Origin of the sequence: Corynebacterium nasorum (assembly GCF_022345765.1) — a bacterium.
Taxonomy (GTDB): domain Bacteria; phylum Actinomycetota; class Actinomycetes; order Mycobacteriales; family Mycobacteriaceae; genus Corynebacterium; species Corynebacterium kefirresidentii.
Window position 1 is genome coordinate 86726 of the sequence record NZ_JAKRDR010000008.1, and the last position, 16978, is coordinate 103703.

15 protein-coding genes and 1 tRNA gene are annotated in these 16978 nt (G+C 57.0%); 7 read left to right on the forward strand and 9 right to left on the reverse strand.

Annotated elements, in window-relative coordinates; translation table 11 throughout:
• Nucleotides 1-4: 4 nt before the first annotated feature.
• Nucleotides 5-1120 carry a quinone-dependent dihydroorotate dehydrogenase gene (locus MHK04_RS07455; RefSeq protein ID WP_239208362.1) on the forward strand — a complete coding sequence of 372 codons (1116 nt, stop codon included), beginning with the start codon at nucleotides 5-7 and terminating at the stop codon, nucleotides 1118-1120.
• 98 nt (nucleotides 1121-1218) lie between these two features.
• Here MHK04_RS07455 and MHK04_RS07460 read toward each other — a convergent pair whose 3' ends face one another.
• A complete protein-coding gene (locus tag MHK04_RS07460; RefSeq protein WP_396335061.1) occupies nucleotides 1219-1611 on the reverse strand; it encodes a hypothetical protein in 393 nt (130 codons plus the stop codon).
• The gene (locus tag MHK04_RS07465; protein ID WP_086587667.1) at nucleotides 1611-2150 is read right to left on the reverse strand and encodes a YbhB/YbcL family Raf kinase inhibitor-like protein; all 540 of its coding nucleotides are present in this window, start codon (nucleotides 2148-2150) and stop codon (nucleotides 1611-1613) included. Before MHK04_RS07465 ends, MHK04_RS07460 begins: the two co-directional genes overlap by 1 nt.
• Nucleotides 2151-2377: 227 nt before the next feature.
• Here MHK04_RS07465 and MHK04_RS07470 point away from each other — a divergent pair.
• The 3 genes from MHK04_RS07470 to MHK04_RS07480 all read left to right on the forward strand — a co-directional run bounded on the left by MHK04_RS07470 (nucleotide 2378) and on the right by MHK04_RS07480 (nucleotide 3889).
• A tRNA-Leu gene (locus MHK04_RS07470) sits at nucleotides 2378-2463 on the forward strand.
• Nucleotides 2464-2539: 76 nt separating this feature from the next.
• A complete protein-coding gene (locus MHK04_RS07475) occupies nucleotides 2540-3256 on the forward strand; it encodes a TVP38/TMEM64 family protein (RefSeq protein WP_023027855.1) in 717 nt (238 codons plus the stop codon).
• A 54-nt stretch (nucleotides 3257-3310) separates the two neighbouring features.
• Nucleotides 3311-3889 carry a hypothetical protein gene (locus MHK04_RS07480; protein WP_023021534.1) on the forward strand — a complete coding sequence of 193 codons (579 nt, stop codon included), beginning with the start codon at nucleotides 3311-3313 and terminating at the stop codon, nucleotides 3887-3889.
• Here the strand turns inward: MHK04_RS07480 and MHK04_RS07485 are convergent.
• Nucleotides 3886-4725 carry a DUF3097 domain-containing protein gene (locus tag MHK04_RS07485; protein ID WP_239208364.1) on the reverse strand — a complete coding sequence of 280 codons (840 nt, stop codon included), beginning with the start codon at nucleotides 4723-4725 and terminating at the stop codon, nucleotides 3886-3888. The two genes, MHK04_RS07480 and MHK04_RS07485, sit on opposite strands and share 4 nt — an antisense overlap.
• Before the next feature lie 33 nt (nucleotides 4726-4758).
• Here MHK04_RS07485 and MHK04_RS07490 point away from each other — a divergent pair, with 33 nt between their 5' ends.
• A complete protein-coding gene (locus MHK04_RS07490; protein ID WP_239208365.1) occupies nucleotides 4759-5532 on the forward strand; it encodes an Rv1486c family protein in 774 nt (257 codons plus the stop codon).
• On the opposite strand, the gene MHK04_RS07495 is transcribed toward MHK04_RS07490, so the two are convergent.
• From MHK04_RS07495 to MHK04_RS07505, 3 genes are all read right to left on the reverse strand, one after another.
• Nucleotides 5529-6602: a ferrochelatase gene (locus MHK04_RS07495; RefSeq protein WP_239208366.1), complete on the reverse strand. Its 1074-nt coding sequence runs from the start codon at nucleotides 6600-6602 to the stop codon at nucleotides 5529-5531. The genes MHK04_RS07490 and MHK04_RS07495 overlap by 4 nt on opposite strands.
• Before the next feature lie 31 nt (nucleotides 6603-6633).
• Nucleotides 6634-8088: an NlpC/P60 family protein gene (locus tag MHK04_RS12270; RefSeq protein ID WP_239208367.1), complete on the reverse strand. Its 1455-nt coding sequence runs from the start codon at nucleotides 8086-8088 to the stop codon at nucleotides 6634-6636.
• Nucleotides 8089-9801: 1713 nt separating this feature from the next.
• Nucleotides 9802-10275: an Rv1476 family membrane protein gene (locus MHK04_RS07505; RefSeq protein WP_239208996.1), complete on the reverse strand. Its 474-nt coding sequence runs from the start codon at nucleotides 10273-10275 to the stop codon at nucleotides 9802-9804.
• Between the two features lie 327 nt (nucleotides 10276-10602).
• Between MHK04_RS07505 and acnA the strand changes: the two genes are divergently transcribed.
• Complete coding sequence (acnA, locus tag MHK04_RS07510) at nucleotides 10603-13416, forward strand: aconitate hydratase AcnA (protein ID WP_239208994.1); 2814 nt, start codon at nucleotides 10603-10605, stop codon at nucleotides 13414-13416.
• Between the two features lie 190 nt (nucleotides 13417-13606).
• Nucleotides 13607-14182 (forward strand): TetR/AcrR family transcriptional regulator, encoded by a 576-nt coding sequence (locus MHK04_RS07515; protein WP_023021526.1) that lies wholly within the window; start codon nucleotides 13607-13609, stop codon nucleotides 14180-14182.
• A gap of 74 nt (nucleotides 14183-14256) precedes the next feature.
• Here the strand turns inward: MHK04_RS07515 and MHK04_RS07520 are convergent, their stop codons facing one another.
• From MHK04_RS07520 to MHK04_RS07530, 3 genes are read right to left on the reverse strand one after another with little or no spacing between them, the layout of a single operon-like run.
• Entirely contained in the window at nucleotides 14257-15393 is a 1137-nt protein-coding gene (locus MHK04_RS07520; protein ID WP_023021525.1) for a hypothetical protein, read from the reverse strand.
• Nucleotides 15384-16076 carry an energy-coupling factor transporter transmembrane component T family protein gene (locus MHK04_RS07525; protein WP_023021524.1) on the reverse strand — a complete coding sequence of 231 codons (693 nt, stop codon included), beginning with the start codon at nucleotides 16074-16076 and terminating at the stop codon, nucleotides 15384-15386. Before MHK04_RS07525 ends, MHK04_RS07520 begins: the two co-directional genes overlap by 10 nt.
• Entirely contained in the window at nucleotides 16076-16822 is a 747-nt protein-coding gene (locus tag MHK04_RS07530) for an ECF transporter S component (RefSeq protein WP_411350915.1), read from the reverse strand. Before MHK04_RS07530 ends, MHK04_RS07525 begins: the two co-directional genes overlap by 1 nt.
• Nucleotides 16823-16978 lie beyond the last annotated feature (156 nt).

Below are 16978 nucleotides of genomic sequence, written 5' to 3' on the forward strand. Positions count from 1 at the left end.
CACCATGACCAGCACAATCGATCGACTGCGCGCGCAGGCCTACCAAGTGGCATTGCGAGGCATGTTTCAGCTCAGCCCGGAGCGAATCCACGGAATTATCAACACCGCACTGAGTGGACTCCAGGCGGCTGGTCCGGCCAACCGGGCCTTGGCAAAGGTGCTGCCGGTCAACGATCCGGTGCTCCGCCAAGAGGTCTTTGGCGTAGAGTTTCCCCGCCCACTGGGACTAGCTGCAGGGTTTGATAAAAATGCCGCCGCTGCTGATACCTGGTCCCCGATTGGTTTCGGCTTCGCGGAGTTGGGCACCGTCACCGCCCAAGCACAGCCGGGAAATCCTGCGCCGCGACTTTTTCGCCTAAAGGCCGATAAGGCCATCTTGAACCGCATGGGCTTTAACAATGAAGGCGCAGCGGCCGCTGCAGAAAACCTCCGCAAGCGCCGCTACAGCGATGTTATCGGCATCAATATTGGCAAGACTAAAGTCACCCCTGCCGAGCACGCTGTGGAAGACTACCGCCGCTCTGCTTCCGTATTGGGCGACTTGGCTGACTTCCTTGTAGTCAACGTTTCCTCGCCGAATACCCCGGGCCTGCGTGATCTGCAAGCAGTGGAGTCGCTGCGCCCCATTCTTTCTGCCGTGCAAGAGTGCACCGCCGTTCCAGTGTTGGTGAAAATCGCTCCCGATCTTTCGGATTCCGACGTAGATGCCGTGGCAGACCTAGCCCTTGAACTCGGTCTCGACGGTATCGTAGCGACCAATACCACCATTTCCCGCGAGGGGCTCAAGACCCCTCCTGCCGAGGTAGCGGAAATGGGGGCCGGTGGCGTATCTGGTCCCCCGGTAGCCGAGCGCTCTCTGGGGGTGCTGCGCCGTCTCAATGAGCGTGTCGGAGGCCAGCTCACCCTCATCTCCGTCGGGGGCATCTCCACGCCGGAGCAGGCGTGGGAACGCATCACTTCCGGCGCTTCCTTGTTGCAGGGCTACACCGGCCTCATCTATGGCGGTCCGGATTGGATCCGCGATATCCACCGTGGCATTGCCGCCCAAATCCGCGCCCACCGCTTGCGCAATATTTCCCAAGCGGTTGGCTCTGGCCTGCCATGGAAACCCGTGGATTAATCCCTATAGAGACTCTTGGTTGAACAAGAAAGTCCGCCCCCACCTGCTCTACCCTAAGCAGCTGGGGGCGGACTTTCATTGATTAAACACGGTACTGGCTAGGCTTGCGCCATAGCGCTGCGCCTGAGAATAAGTGCGCACAGGACTGCGAAGCCGGCGTAGAACACCACCCAAAACTGCGCTTGGGTGAATAAAATCCCGCCGGGTAAGAAGCTGCTCGCCGCAATGACTACGATCGCAACCACTAATGCCACAACCTGGGCGCGGCTTCCCGCCTGGCCTTTACTCATGGTGCTAAAGGCCCCCACGAGGAACGCGGCAGCAACAATAGCCACCTTCGAATACGTCCATGCGAAGTCGGCTCCCCAGCCATCCGAAAAGACAGAGATTAGCGCGAAGAGAGCCAGCACGAATGCGACCACCATGAAGGCGCCGCCGACCCGCAGGGTCGCCGGAGGGCTAGCCTGCGATGCACTAGAGCCACTTGCCATTACTTTGCCTCGTACCAGCCCCACAAAATGGCACGGCCGAGCGCGTGGAAATGCAGGTTGAAACCGAGCACAGTCGGGGTTGCATCTGGGTCGATATCGAGCTTCTCCACGTCTACTGCATGGACTGCGTACAGATAGCGGTGAGGTGCGTGACCGGCAGGCGGGTTGGCACCATAGTAGGTGCGCTCGCCCGAATCGTTGCGCAAGCTAATAACACCGTCAATGCCCAGGTCTTCTGCAGCACCAGCATTGGTAGGCAACTCGCTTACCTCAACGGGGATATTGAAGGCCGCCCAGTGCCAGAAACCAGAAGCGGTGGGTGCATCCGGGTCGAAACAGGTCACAGCCAGGGACTTAGTGCCTTCAGGCAAACCGGACCACGCAAGCTGAGGGGAAACGCTTTCCGGAGCGCGAAGCTTTTCTTGCAGCTCATCGCCTTCGACCACGTCGGTGGAAGAAAGAACAAAGGAAGGAACATCACGCAGCGGTGCGTAGGGATCTGGTCCAGGGAAACGGGAGTCATCTGCATAAGAAGTCATAGACCCATTTGTACCCCACCTCACAAGGCGATGTCGATGTGGTGTAACCGCACGCCATGGTCACACTACAGTCGTACCCCAGTACGACGCCTAGGCCGGATTACACCCATGTATTTCACCACCCTTCACGCATGGACTTTTCGGCGCCCTACGCTGGCGATTTGTAAAGCACACCCCACGCAAGATACAGTATCGGAGTGCCCAGCCGAGAGGCTGACAAACACCCTGCCCGGGTGGCGGAATGGCAGACGCGCTAGCTTGAGGTGCTAGTGTCCTATTAACGGACGTGGGGGTTCAAGTCCCCCCTCGGGCACAGACTTCCGGCGGCTACCACGAGGTAGCCGCCGGATTTTTCTATCCTGCACTCCCTCAAGGACTACGATTTCCCCATGACCACATTTCTGAGTTGGGTGCGCAATTTCGGCCACTTCCTGCTTTCGCTCGCTCGGTCCGCTTGGCGCTCAATCCAGCGGTGGACCGTGCAGCGGTGGATAGCCGTTCTCGCTGCAGTAATCGCCCTCCTCGCCGTGCTTTATTTCTACGATCTGCCGGATGTGGCTCACCTGCGTGATGCCTCCACCCGATTTGGCGCATGGTCCCCTTTCATCTTCACCCTAGGTTATGTCATATTTACCCAGTTTCCCTTTCCTCGAACGTTCTGGACGGTAGCCGCAGGACTCTTATTTGGCCCGTGGAAGGGACTCGCGCTTTCCCTGTGCGCCTTGACGGTATCAGCGGCTTTGTCCTTTCTTATCGTCCGCAAGCTCCTCGGAGCCTGGATCCGCCCGCACCTGACCCATCCCGCAGTGTTCACAATCAACGCGCATCTCGAGCGGCGCGGGTGGCTGGCCATCGCTTCCCTCCGGATGGTAGCCGGCGTCCCGTTTAGCCTCCTGAACTACGTTGCTGCCCTTACTCCGGTAAAGCTCAGCCACTTCACCTTGGCCACCCTTGTCGGTTCTATTCCTACTACGGCTTTGGGCGTGTTCTTCGGCGATACCCTCACCGGACATACCTCTCCCGGCATCGTCCTCGCTATGGTGGTTTTCGCTGCGATTGGAGCGAGCGGGCTTTATATGGATTCGCGGCTTCCCACTCGCCCTTAAGTCAAGTTCGAGCGGTAGACTATTTCGCATTAGGTTCTTAGAGGGAGGTTTTCCATGCTTGCTGTCCACGCCCGCTACCGTGGCCGTTCCGTGCGTCGTGCAGAGTTGGTCCAGCGTTCTGCGTCGGCCCTATCAACTCTTTCTGGCGTTGGAGAGTTCCATGTGCTTGGCGTGGAAGATATTTGCGCCGTAGTTGATTCAGCAACGGCCGTCTGCGACGTCGTCATGGCCTTGCTTGCCGACGGCGACTGGGCCATCGGCATCGGTATAAGCCCCGGCAACCAAGAAGATGAGGAGGGGGCACGCCAAATAGCTACCGCCGCGTTGCGGAAGTCCGCCCGTATGGGCCAAGTCTACGCCAAGATCAACAAGCGTGGCCGCGCTTCCGAGGCAAGCGATATCGCGGCCACCTTTGCCCTGCTGGGATATGTTTTGCACAAGCGCACTATCGAGGGGCGCGAGGCTACCTCACTCGTGCGTGCTGGGCTGAACCAAAATGAGGCCGCCGAAGAGCTAGGGATTTCTAAACAAGCCATGTCGCAGCGCCTCCAGGCGGCCGGCTGGAGCGCGGAGTTGGCTGGATGGCAGTTGGCCGTCAACCTGATTGAACGCGCGAATCTTACCCAGCCTTAGAGCAAATCAGACTTGCTCAGTTCGGGCGTCGTAACGAAGTCCACGAGCCGCTCCACCGCGCCAATCAGACTGGAATCTAAGTCACGGAAAGAATGCACGGCGTTATACACATGACGCCAACCGTCCTTAGGGTCGCTCCACCCCACGCGCCTGCACATTCCGGTCTTCCAGTCCTCGCCATAAGGTACTTCTGGCCATGCACGCAATCCCACGCGCTGCGGCTTCACCGCTGCCCAAATATCGATGAATGGATGACCAGTGACTAGGACATGCTCTCCCACGGTTTCCGTTAACCGGGTTTCCTTGGAACCTTGAACGAGGTGGTCAGCCAACACACCTACCCTGCGGCCGGGTCCGGGCTGAAATTCCGCCAAGCGGTCTTCCAAATTGTCCAGGCCTTCAAGGTATTCCACCACTACGCCTTCCACGCGTAGGTCGTGGCCCCACACCTTTTCCACAATAGCGGCGTCGTGGACACCTTCCACCCAAATGCGCGAGGGCGCGGCGACCTTAGCCTCCACGTTTTCTACGCGGCGGGAACCGGAGTTGGACTTGCGGGGTGCCTGCTTTTCGACGTACCGGGTAAGCGTAACCGGCTTACCCTCCACTAGGAACCCGCCTTTGACCAAATTAAAAACGCGTTCCACACCGTGGCGATCCTCAAGGCGAACTACCTCACCGAAAACGGTCTTATCCACCCCCATGACAGCACCCACAAAGTCGTCACCACGTACTTCCACTACCATTCCGGGCTCAGCTGGCACCTCAGGATATTGACGCGGCTTCGACCGCGAGTGGCCAGCAAATATGTCTCCGCCATAAGGATCAAAACTCATGGCCCGTTAGTCTATCTATTAGACTGGCTCGTCATGGATATGCGCGCCGAAGTATGGTCACCTTTACAAAACACCGCTGTCTGGCTGGGCTCGTGGCTGTGGGGACACGAAACCACCGATGATTTGCTAGATGCTCTTAAAGAACTGGGCGGGCGTCCGGAGAGTGTGGATGAAGCACCGTTCGTCGATGTGCTAGCGATGCTGCGCGCAGAGACCGCTGAACTTACCGCGAAGCGCGGTGAGCACGCGGAACCCATTGTACGCCTCGCGCTTTCCGGGCCGGGAGAGCCCCCTGCCCTACCCGCAGGATCGGAGTCCTATCACGCAGCTATCCAAAGTTCCGCCGGAGCAATCATAGTTCGCACCAACAATCCCACGCGCAACTTAGTCCTCATACCTCATATCCACCGCAGCCACACCGCGTGGCAGGTGATCGTCGAAAAGCAGCAGCTCCCCGCCCCCGCCTGGCTGAGCCCTGGGGAAGCCGACGCACTGCTTGCTCAAGCAACCAATGAATCCGCTGACCTTATCGCCGCAACTGGGTATAGCACTGAAGCACTGCCCAACCCCCGCCTCACCGTAGGAACTTTAAGCGACTTTTATGACACCCCCGGCCTTCCCCAATCAACGCCGGCCCGAGCAGCCAAGCTCTTCGCCCGTGCCGACCGAGTGGCCGCGATCATCGAAACGGTTACCGACCGCATCAACGATCACAGCCTTGACCCGCAATTACTTCGCTTGTGGCGCCACATCCGGCAGGCCCGCATGACGGGCGTTGCCTATGCACTCGGAGAGTTCGCGCGTTAGCGGGACCAGATATCGCAACATCCCGCGGCACACGGCGCACCATTGAGCGTGCACCCTTGCACGGTCACCTGCCCGCTGGTTTCCTTCTCGCGGCCATGCTCCAGCTCTTCTATAAGGTCAACCACCATTTCTGCAAACCGAGGGGTCGGGCCTGCAGTACGGGTACGCACGACCCTGACCCCCATATCCTCGGCCGCCTTCTGCAGCTCGGAATCGAGATCCCAAATAACCTCCATATGGTCGGAGATGAAACCAATTGGGCAAACCACAACCGTGTCGACGCCTTCGTTGTGGTGAATCTCAGTGGTGTGATCAACAATGTCGGGCTCTAGCCACGGAGTGCGTGGATTGCCTGAGCGTGACTGCCATACAAGGTCATAATCGGAAATACCGGCCTGCAACGCCACCAACCGCGCCGCCTCAGCCACCTGGCGGGAGTAGAGGTTTTTATCTCCTTCCGCGCCGCCAACGTTATCGTGCGCAACGGGGACAGAATGCGCGGTGAACAAAAGCCGGGTAGTCCGCTTCCTATCAGCTGAAACTTGTTTCCAGACCTCCGTTACGGCAGTGGCCATTTCGGCCACAAATTTCGGATGATCAAAGAATTGACGAATCTTCGTAAATTCAATCTCCGGCAGGCCTTGCTGCGCGAGATGCTCGCGCATGCGCTGAATATCTTCGTCATATTGCCGGCACGCGGAGTACCCACCCCATGCGGAGGTGGCAAACACAGCTACTTTACGGATACCGTCCCGAGACATCTGTTCTGCGGTCTCGTTGGCAAAGGGATGCCAATTCCGGTTGCCAAAATAAACCGGTAGATTATGTCCGCGTTTTTTCAGCTCACCTTGGACATGCTCGATAATTTCACGGTTGAGCGCATTGAGCGGACTTACGCCTCCGAAGTGATAATAGTGCTCACCCACTACTTCAAGCCGTTCGCGAGGAATGCCTCGACCACGGGTAACGTTCTCCAAAAACGGAACGACCTCCTCGTTTCCTTCCGGGCCACCGAAAGAAAGGACGAGGAGGGCGTCGAAGTTTTGGGCATTCTGTTGTGCGTCAGTCATGCCCTAAACAATACCAACCAAAAGTTCGAGATTAGAGAAGGCGCACGACGTCGGGAGTAGCACCGCCCCAGCGAACTGGAACTACTGAAACAGTCTGACCAGACTGTGGCGCCTCAATCATTTGGCCGTCACCTAGGTAGATAGCTACGTGCTGGTTGCCACCAGGACCGTAGAAGATAAGGTCACCGCGCTTCGCGTTGTCGCGAGGAACCTTCTTGCCCTGCTGGTACTGTGCGCCAGTGTAGTGAGGCAGGTCCAGGCCAGCTGCCGCGTAGGCGTACTTTACGAGGCCAGAGCAATCGAAGCCCGACTGGTTGAAATCACCGAAAGAGTCAGCCACTCCGCCATCTCGGAGCCCACCGGTAGGACCATTGTTATCGCCGCCGCCCCAAACATAAGGCACGCCAACCTGAGATTCAGCACGGGAAATGACGGCCTCAATCTGAGCATCACGCCCAGCATCTGCGCCCGCAATAGCATCGTCAGACTCCGTCACCTCGTCCACCTCAGGCGCATCAGCGCTAGCAGCGGGTGCAGTGTTCGGGCTTCCCAATCCAAGCAAGTCAGATGAGCCCTGCATGAGGGTGCGCACATCGTCCTCATCAACTGCAGCAGCGATATCATTCGCAAGTCCGAGCGCATCATCTACAGAGGACCCAGTTGCGAAGTCGACGTTCTGAAACCTCGGGGTAGCACCCTGATTGAGGGCGTTTCCAAATTCAGCTTCCGGAGCGGTACCACCCTGGTTGATAGCGCCTCGCTCTTCCGAATTATTGGACGCGTTCGGGCCAGCAGAAACCTGCGGGACCCCCTCCCCAACAACCTCATCGGTAAAGTTTTCTGACTTGATTTCTTCGGTCAAGTTTTCAGGGTTGACCGTTGCGGCGTCGGAAGCCTTTTGATTGTCAAGCTCATTAACTGGATTTAGGCCGGTATCAAGCGTGTCCTGCTGAGAGAGCTGAAGACCGCTTTCGTTTGCCTCCTGGGATTCCGCTCCCTGCTGGCGAGCAAAAGTTGCCTCCGCAAACCGTTGGGTAGCGTTCAGTCGAGCCTCATCTTGTGCTAACTCTCGACGCTCTTGCACCACACGATTCTCGGCGTCTCGCTTGTCTTTGTCTGCCTGATCCAACTCGCCCTGCAGGCTAGCAAGGTACTCTTCATTCGCCCCTGGATCGTCGCTAACTTGTTCCATTTGGCTCTGGATCCGAGCGATACGATCCTCGGCTTCAGCGACATCAGCTTCCGCTCGACTTAGCTCTGCACGCGAAGCCTCAACAGCCCCCTGCAAAGAGTCTGCGTTGTTAACCGCGCGGTCGATTGCCGCACGCTCTGAGTCGTGTGCTTGGATTACACCAGCATTGTCCGCCGGTGAATCATCGGCGCCTGCTGGCGCTACGGTAGAAAGAGTTGATACGGCTGCGGTACCTACTACTGCAGCAAGGAAAGCGCGAACATGTCGAATGCGCGGAAGGCGAATGGTGGCCACTGAAATACTCCTAGATTGGACCCACACAGTTCCTTTAAGAAGTGCCCATCACCGCTACCGGGCATAGGAATGCCCGGGCTCCCCGCCTGCCTATTTCGCACAAACGCAGGCGTTATCGCATGTCTAACCGGGGTAACTAGAAAATCGCCTCGAGATGATAAAGATAGGTACGCGAAGCTATTCTCAAGCGCCCGTAGACACTAGAGGGGTAAATGGTTATGGACTGCCTCAATTGGCTGAGACTTCACTCCGGGCGTGTTGTTTCTATGGACCACCCAACAGTCCAGGGACTTTTCGTGCTGTAACTGGAAAACCTGACCTTTATCGCATTCCAGCCGACTGCCTTAAATCGCTACTGTTTCCCCACAACAGCGAGAATCAGACACCTTTGGATCCGGCTGAATTTGTTAAAAGCCTACTCGCCCAAAATCAACAGGCTGGCGCAAAAGGTCTACACATATCCTTTGTTCACAGCAGAAGTTTCCATGACTGCGAAGTCCACTTACTCGTTCGCGATATTTGCGACATACGTTCCAGGATGCGTTTTACAACCCAAGATTCCGCATGCCCCGATCACGTTCTATTGCACTGAGCGCCGTGAGAACTGCTCTACGGGTTCTGGCATAACTCGCCGCGGCGCCGGCTGGCTTTGCTAAAAGGTCTAGCCCTTTAACAATCCTGAGCCGTCGAGGGCAAGCAGCCACAAACCATGAACAGGCCACACGAAGCTGGCCCTGGCGGAGTGAACAGGAATTCCTAGACCCAAACCCTATGGACCTATCCGTGCACCCCTTTCGTGGCTCTGAGCTTCGCGCTCTGCCCTATCGAAAGATTCGCACCAAAAGTTCCACACGGTGGAGTTCTAATGAACCCGTCTCACCTCATAAACGGAAGGTGGGTTGATGCTTAATTTTTTCGAACATTGCAATCGCTCAAGTTTTTAACTTGCATCCCCAATCTCTTTCGATGGAGCCCGGTTCATTGACTTCCAAGAACGGCCACTCGATGTTCCATCATTCGCTCGAGGCGTGCTTCCCCACATACCCGTGCGAGTTCTCTCGTGACAGTCAAGGCTAAGCCCATGAACCCAGGAAGCAAGAAATGTCCCCTGAGTCGACATCCGAACCTTACGTCACGACACGCCCGCTTCGCACAACTTTCCCGCAATTCACGTGAGTCAAGTTAATTCACATGACTCAACATGAGCACCTAACCTGCAATGATTTTGTTACCATCCCGTTATTGTGATTTTAATCACAGGCCAACTAGATGGACACACGCTTCGAACCGGCCCCTGTGGACAGTATAGAAGCAAACCGACCACTCCCCCACCCCGAGTCAACCCCTAAGAATTTACTTTGTCCCCTCCCCTGCCCTTCCCACACCTTTCACCGACACCCCTAATCGTTTTGTCATCGGATACGGGCCCCTGCTTCGGCACCCAATTTTTAGACGCCTTCATCACTCCTACGAATAAACGAGACAGCAACTTGTTCATCGCCGCCCGGGCACCTCTACCCCACCCCCTGGTGGCCTTTACGTAAATTACTTTCCTCCTAAAACGGTTCGCAAAAGTTTCAGCTACTTATCTGAAACTTTTTCGAACAAACCTATTTTCCTACAGTCTCCACCTTGTTCAAGAGGCTTTACTTGGAATCTCGGATCCAGCGCTCAATGCCGAGGCGCCCTGCCTTTCATACCCCTGGGGTCCGCTTACAGCCCTTCAGACTTGCGTCGGCTTGCCACCATGAAAGAGCTAACCAAGACAAACACAGCAATCACAGCAACCGCACCCACAATTGTTGCCACCGGGAAGCTGATTTGGTCTAGTCCCCCGTAGTACTTAGCCAGTAGGTCCACCTGGTCAAGCCCGGGCGCCAGTTGCGCCTGTACTGACTCAATATCGGCTCGACTATAAGTATCACTGACCGAAGAGACATGCTGTGGGGTCTGGACAATGACTGTGTTCAATCCCGTGGCATCTTGAAGCTCTTGGGCGATGTCGCGGACGTCGGGGGCCCGAACATCGATTACATCAACTACGGCAACACCGTCGCCGTCCCGCAACCCCTTGCTCACATCCGCATTGAGTGTGGCATCGTGGCTAAGCGCCGTGGCCGTATAGGCCACGCCATCGTCTTTGAGCTGATTCGCCAAGTCAGATATATCTACCCCTGCGGGAACCATGCGAATCCCTTCCTTATATATAGGGCCCCTAAACTACTTCTCCCCCAAGATACGGGCAGCTTGAAGCGACCCAACTCCTCAACTCGCCGGTTTTCCCGAAAAGGTGAAACAGAACGCTTGTACTGTTACAATGGCAGCGACCGAAGGTTTTAGCCTCTACAATATCTAGGTGAACCATCGCGTTCTTTGTCGCCTTCAGCACTGCGGGCCCCATGGTCGCGTCCTGTCACATTAGTGACCGTAGACGCAGAGCACCGCCCCGCGGTAACGACAGACGACGAGTACCAAACAGAACACACTGTTTATCAACAAGGAATGGAGCTCCCTGTGACTGAAAGCTTGAACTCCTTCGAGGCCAAGAAGACCCTTGACGTCAACGGCAAGTCTTATGACTACTTTGACATCAACTCCGTCTCCGGCTTGGAGAAGTTGCCTTACTCCCTCAAGGTGCTAGCAGAGAACCTGCTGCGCAATGAGGACGGCAAGAACGTAACCAAGGACCACATCAACGCCCTGGCAAACTGGGACCCGGAAGCGGAGCCAGACACCGAAATCCAGTTCACCCCAGCACGCGTGCTCATGCAGGACTTCACCGGCGTTCCTTGCGTTGTTGACCTTGCTACCATGCGTGAGGCTGTCTCTGCCTTGGGTGGTACTCCGGATCAGGTCAACCCGCTCAACCCAGCCGAGATGGTTATTGACCACTCCGTCATCGTTGAGGCCTTCGGCTCCACCGATGCACTGGAAAAGAACGTTGAAATTGAGTACCAGCGCAACGAAGAGCGCTACCAGTTCCTTCGCTGGGGTGCTGAGAACTTCTCCAACTTCCGCGTTGTACCTCCGGGAACCGGCATCGTCCACCAGGTTAATATCGAGTACCTGTCCCGCGTTGTATTCGACAACGAGGGCCTTGCTTACCCTGATACCTGTATCGGTACCGACTCCCACACCACCATGGAAAACGGCCTGGGCATTCTTGGCTGGGGCGTTGGCGGCATCGAGGCAGAGGCTGCGATGCTTGGACAGCCGGTATCCATGCTCATCCCGAAGGTCGTTGGCTTCAAGCTGACCGGCGAGATTCCAACCGGTGTTACCGCAACCGACGTTGTACTTACCATCACTGAGATGCTGCGCGAGCACGGCGTTGTCCAGAAGTTCGTAGAGTTCTACGGCAACGGCGTCAAGTCCGTTCCGCTGGCTAACCGCGCCACCATCGGCAACATGTCCCCTGAGTTCGGTTCCACCGCGGCGATCTTCCCAATTGATGAGGAGACCACCAAGTACCTCGAACTCACCGGCCGCCCACAGGAGCAGATCGACCGCGTTGAAGCATACGCCAAGGCGCAGGGAATGTGGCTGGAAGAGGATGCCCCGGAGGCAAAGTACTCCGAGTACCTCGAGCTGGACCTGTCCACCGTTGTTCCTTCCATTGCTGGTCCAAAGCGCCCGCAGGACCGTATCCTGCTGACCGAGGCCAAGGAGCAGTTCCGCAAGGATTTGGCTAACTACACCACCGACGAGGTTTGCGTCGATGAAACCTCTGTTGAGGCAAAGCGCATGTCCGCAGAAGGCGGCGCTCCGGAATTGGAGGACGTCACCGGCGGTTTGAATAAGGCCCGCGAGGGCCACGGCGAGTCCTCCGCTATTGGTGCAAAGGGCCGTCACTCCAACCCGATTACCGTTGAGTCCCAGAATGGTGGCGAGTTCACCTTGGACCACGGCATGGTCGCTATCGCCTCCATCACTTCCTGTACCAACACCTCTAACCCATCCGTGATGGTGGGCGCAGGTCTTATTGCTCGCAAGGCAGCAGAAAAGGGCCTCCAGTCCAAGCCGTGGGTTAAGACCATCTGTGCCCCTGGTTCCCAGGTTGTTGATGGTTACTTCCAGCGTGCAGATCTCTGGAAGGACCTCGAGGCAATGGGCTTCTACCTCTCCGGTTTCGGTTGCACCACCTGTATCGGTAACTCCGGCCCATTGCCGGATGAGGTATCCGCAGCCATCAATGAGAATGACCTAGCTGCCACCGCGGTTCTTTCCGGTAACCGCAACTTCGAGGGTCGTATCTCCCCAGACGTCAAGATGAACTACTTGGCCTCCCCAATCATGGTCATCGCCTACGCCATTGCCGGCACCATGGACTTTGACTTTGATGCACAGCCACTGGGTCAGGATATGGAAGGCAACGATGTCTACCTGAAGGACATCTGGCCATCCCCGCAGGAGATTGAGGACACCATTCAGTCCGCTATTTCCCGCGAGATGTACGAGGCTGACTACGCCGACGTCTTTAAGGGCGACGAGGCTTGGCGCAACTTGGACGTGCCGGAAGGTGAGACCTTCAAGTGGGATGAGGATTCCACCTACATCCGCAAGGCTCCTTACTTCGATGGCATGCCTACCGAGCCAAACCCGGTTGAGGACATCAAGGGCGCTCGCGTTCTTGCGAAGCTGGGTGACTCCGTCACCACCGACCACATCTCCCCTGCTTCCGCTATTAAGCCGGGCACCCCGGCTGCGCAGTACCTTGATGAAAACGGCGTTGCACGCAAGGACTACAACTCCCTGGGCTCTCGCCGTGGTAACCACGAGGTCATGATGCGCGGTACCTTTGCGAATATTCGCCTGGCTAACCAGCTGGTCGATGTCACTGGTGGCTACACCCGTGACTTTACCCAGGAAGGCGGCCCACAGGCCTTCATCTTCGATGCTTGCCAGAACTACAAGGAAGCCGGCATTCCACTGGTAGTCATCGCTGGTAAGGAGTACGGCACTGGTTCCTCCCGTGACTGGGCTGCAAAGGGCACCAACCTGCTTGGCGTAAAGGCTGTAATCACTGAGTCCTTCGAGCGCATCCACCGTTCCAACCTGATCGGCATGGGCGTTATCCCACTGCAGTTCCCACAGGGCGAGTCCCACGAGTCCTTGGGGCTGGATGGCACTGAAACCTTCGATATTGAGGGCATCACCGCCTTCAATGAAGGCTCCATCCCGAAGACCGTCCACGTCACCGCCACCAAGGAGTCCGGCGACACCGTCGAGTTTGACGCTGACGTCCGCATTGACACCCCGGGTGAGGCTGACTACTTCCGCCACGGCGGCATCCTGCAGTACGTCCTGCGCCAGATGGTCAAGAGCTAGGCGCTTTTCGCACAATCCTTAAGCCCCTGAAGGGGCTAAGGGCCTAGGTTCGGTCGATAACGCGGGGTTGCACCGCCCTCCCCAGTAGAGGGCGCTGCGGCCCCGCGTTTCGTCGCATAGATTTTATTCTTATTCAAAATTACTGATTTATTATTCTTTAGACGTTCCCCATTAAGGAGAGTTGCCTACTATGCCAATCGTCAGCGAATCTGAACTCAGCCGCCGTCGGCACGACATTCTCGTAGGCGCTCGCCGGTGTTTTGCAGAGCACGGGTACGAGGGAGCTACAGTTCGTCTACTAGAACAGGCAACGGGCAAGTCCCGCGGCGCAATCTTTCACCACTTCGGTGACAAAGAGTCTCTCTTTCTTGCATTGGCGCAAGAAGATGCCGCCCGTCAGGCCGAGGTCGTAGCCCACAATGGCTTGGTTGAGGTTATGCGTGAGATGCTCCAGCATCCTGAGCGTCACGATTGGCTAGCCACTCGCTTGGAAATCACTTCCCTCCTCCGCACTGATCCTTCCTTCGCCGCTAGGTGGAAGGAAAACCAGTCGGTTCGTGGCGAGGCCGTGCGCGCACGCTTGGCGTCCAATGCGGACAAGGGCCGCCTGCGCGATGATGTTAATATCGACACCTTGGCTATCTATCTAGAGGTGTTTATGGATGGGTTCATCAACCGGCTCGCCTTGGGCGAAACCGCAGAGCTGGAAAAAGTCCTTGACTTAGTAGAGCAATCTATCCGTGGCGGTCAGGCGGATCTGTCTTAATCCCGTCTGAACAGTCCTGCTCCCGGCTGCTTGTTACTTGAAACGCGCAATAGCCGGGAGCTTTTCGCATGTGCTCAGCGGTGCGGTGACGGTAATTTCTTTTCCGTGACTTGGGCGTAGGTCGATATTTCCGCCACAAACTGCGGATCATGGCAAGTAACCACTAAGGCACTGCCGGACTGTAATCCGTAGTGGATTAGTTGGTGCATAAGCCATCGGTCCGCGGCGGAAAGCAAGGTATCTGGCTCGTCGAGCAGCACCTTCTGGCGGTGCTGCCCAATAACGTGGGCCACTTGCGCAAGCCGCAGGCGTGATGATGACAAATCTAAGGGATGATCAGCAGGATTTAATCCCAGCAGGTTGCGCAAAGCTTCATTGGGTACAAATTCCTCCACTGTGGAAAATGCCGCCTGGTCAAACGGCGACTGCATAGCAAGGGCGGGAAGATTTCGTACAACTCCCCCGCCATCAAGCCCGGCGGCGGCGCGCAAGAGCGACGTTTTACCGCTACCATTATTGCCGCGCAACCATGTCACCCCGGCTTCCACGGTGGGGATTTCTACGGGGCCGACGCTAAAAGTTGTTCCGGTGGGCTGGGAAAATTGCCACCACCTTTTCTTCTTTGGTCCTCGCTGGGCAATTAGCGGGCCTATGCTCCCCTGCCGCCCGCGCGCATATACCCGCGGCAGGTTGAGGGGTGCTACGAGTGGTTCTGTTCCTATGATTTCTCCGCCTAGCTCTGGCCAGGTAGTACTCGAGACGGCAATAACGCAGGTATGCGGCATTGCCTGCAGAAGGTTAATCACTTGTGCGCGCGACTCTGAATCGAGGCCAGCTGCGGGTTCACAAATGATCATGATCGCAGGCTCGCGGATGGCCACACAGGCTGCGGCTAATCTGCGAGTTTGGCCGCCAGACAGCTGCGCGGGGTCATGTTCACAGTAGGCCGAAAGGCCCACTGCGCTAAGCATATGGTCCCCGCGGACTTGCATCTCCTCCGCAGGCACACCCGCGTTTTCCAGGCCTAGTACTACTTCTTCAATGCAGGACTCGCGCAGGAAACTAATTTGTGCGGAAGCATCCGTGCCGATGATTGCTGCGGTGGACAGAGATTCCGCTAGCTGCGCCGCAACATCTTCCACTGCTTTATCAGGATCGACGAGAACCTGAACGATGGTCCCAGGGGTGGGGCGAAGGTGGGCTAGATCCATCTAGCAATCACCACCGCAAGGCACACTAGCGGGATAAGGAAGCGTAAGACTCGGGACAACCTGGAATCGGCAACGGGCCGCAATAAGCTGCGTTTCCCTTCCTGGTCGAACCCGATGGCGGCCAGGGCTTGGCCGCGTTGAGTTCCTTGGATGAGGAGGCGAGCGATGACAGGAATAATGACGCGAGAGATGGTATTGCGCCAGGTTATGGTGATTCCGGCTAATTGGTTGGCTTCACGGACGCATCGCCAGGCATGCGCACCTTGGGGCAAGGTCTGTAGGGAGGAACCAACCACATACGCCACCTTGTGTCCGACGCGGGAGACTTGCAGCCATTTGGCGATATCCGCGATGCGCAGCGCCGCCATTGCCGCGATGAAGCAGGCCATGAGCGCACAGAAGCGGAGGCTGAGGCTACCGGCGAGTATTAGGCCGTCGGCAGTAAGCAGAGGCGCAACTGGGGTGTCACCGTAGGGAGCATGAATGACCAGCATGGAAAGGGCCGCGGGCACGCTCAGTGCAATCGTAGTCAAAATCACGGAGGCGTTGCGGGTAGATACAGTACCGCAGGCAAGGGCAACGAGCATGACGCTTGCCGACGCCACTGGGGTGTTCAGCGCCAAGGTAAGAAGCCAGCCGCAGGCCGCAATGGTGACTACGGTGGCAGGATGGAGGCGGCTCATCAGCGTGGTTGCAGCGATTCACGGGTGCGTTGCGGCAAAGCTTTTACCGCTGCCCAGACGATGAGGAAAACCAGCGTTTTATCCAGGGGATCTGAGATGAAGGACTGCAGGGTAACCGAGGCGATAAGGGAATTGCCCAGCTCGCGAAAGAGCGAGACAACCGCGCCCGTACCAAGACCCGCAGTACCGCCATAAACAAAGGCAGCGACAGGGGCGGCGAGCATGCCGGAGACAATGCCAATGACGGCGCCACTGAAAATGACCCACCATACCTTGGTAAATGCGCCCTTCTTGATGACGAATCCGGATAGGAATCCCGTGGCGGCGGACACTGCAGCGAAAGGCAAAGCAGCGGGGTTGAGCAAGCCCCAGACGACAGAAGACAGCGTGCCGGTAGCCAAGCCAGCAATGGGACCGGCAAGCGCGGCTACCAGGATAGTTCCCACGGAATCGATATAGAGAGGTATGCCGATTGAACCAATGATTTCACCAACGACAATATTAAGGACCAGCGCCACCGGGATGATGGCGATGGTTCGCGCTGGTAAAGCCGGCACGGTGCCAGCAAGCAGGAGCGCGGCGCCGATAAGATAGCCGCTCAGGGTAACGAGCGCTTCAGTCGAACCAGCAACAGAATGCCAGTCCGTGGGGCGCAAAAGCACCAGGTAAATCCAAGTCGCGGCAACGATTAATGCACCCGCGATGACCATGGCCTTGCGGGCGGGGGTGAGAGAAAGCTGTGACACAATAAAAGTCCAAATCCATAAATAGAAAAAGGGCAGGCGGAATCAAGCGGTGGATGCGCCACGCTTGAATAGTTCGTTAAGTATTTCACGTGGGGTTGCGCCGCCGAGGATTTGTCGGGGTGTTTCGTTGAGCTCATTTTGCACCCACGCGACATG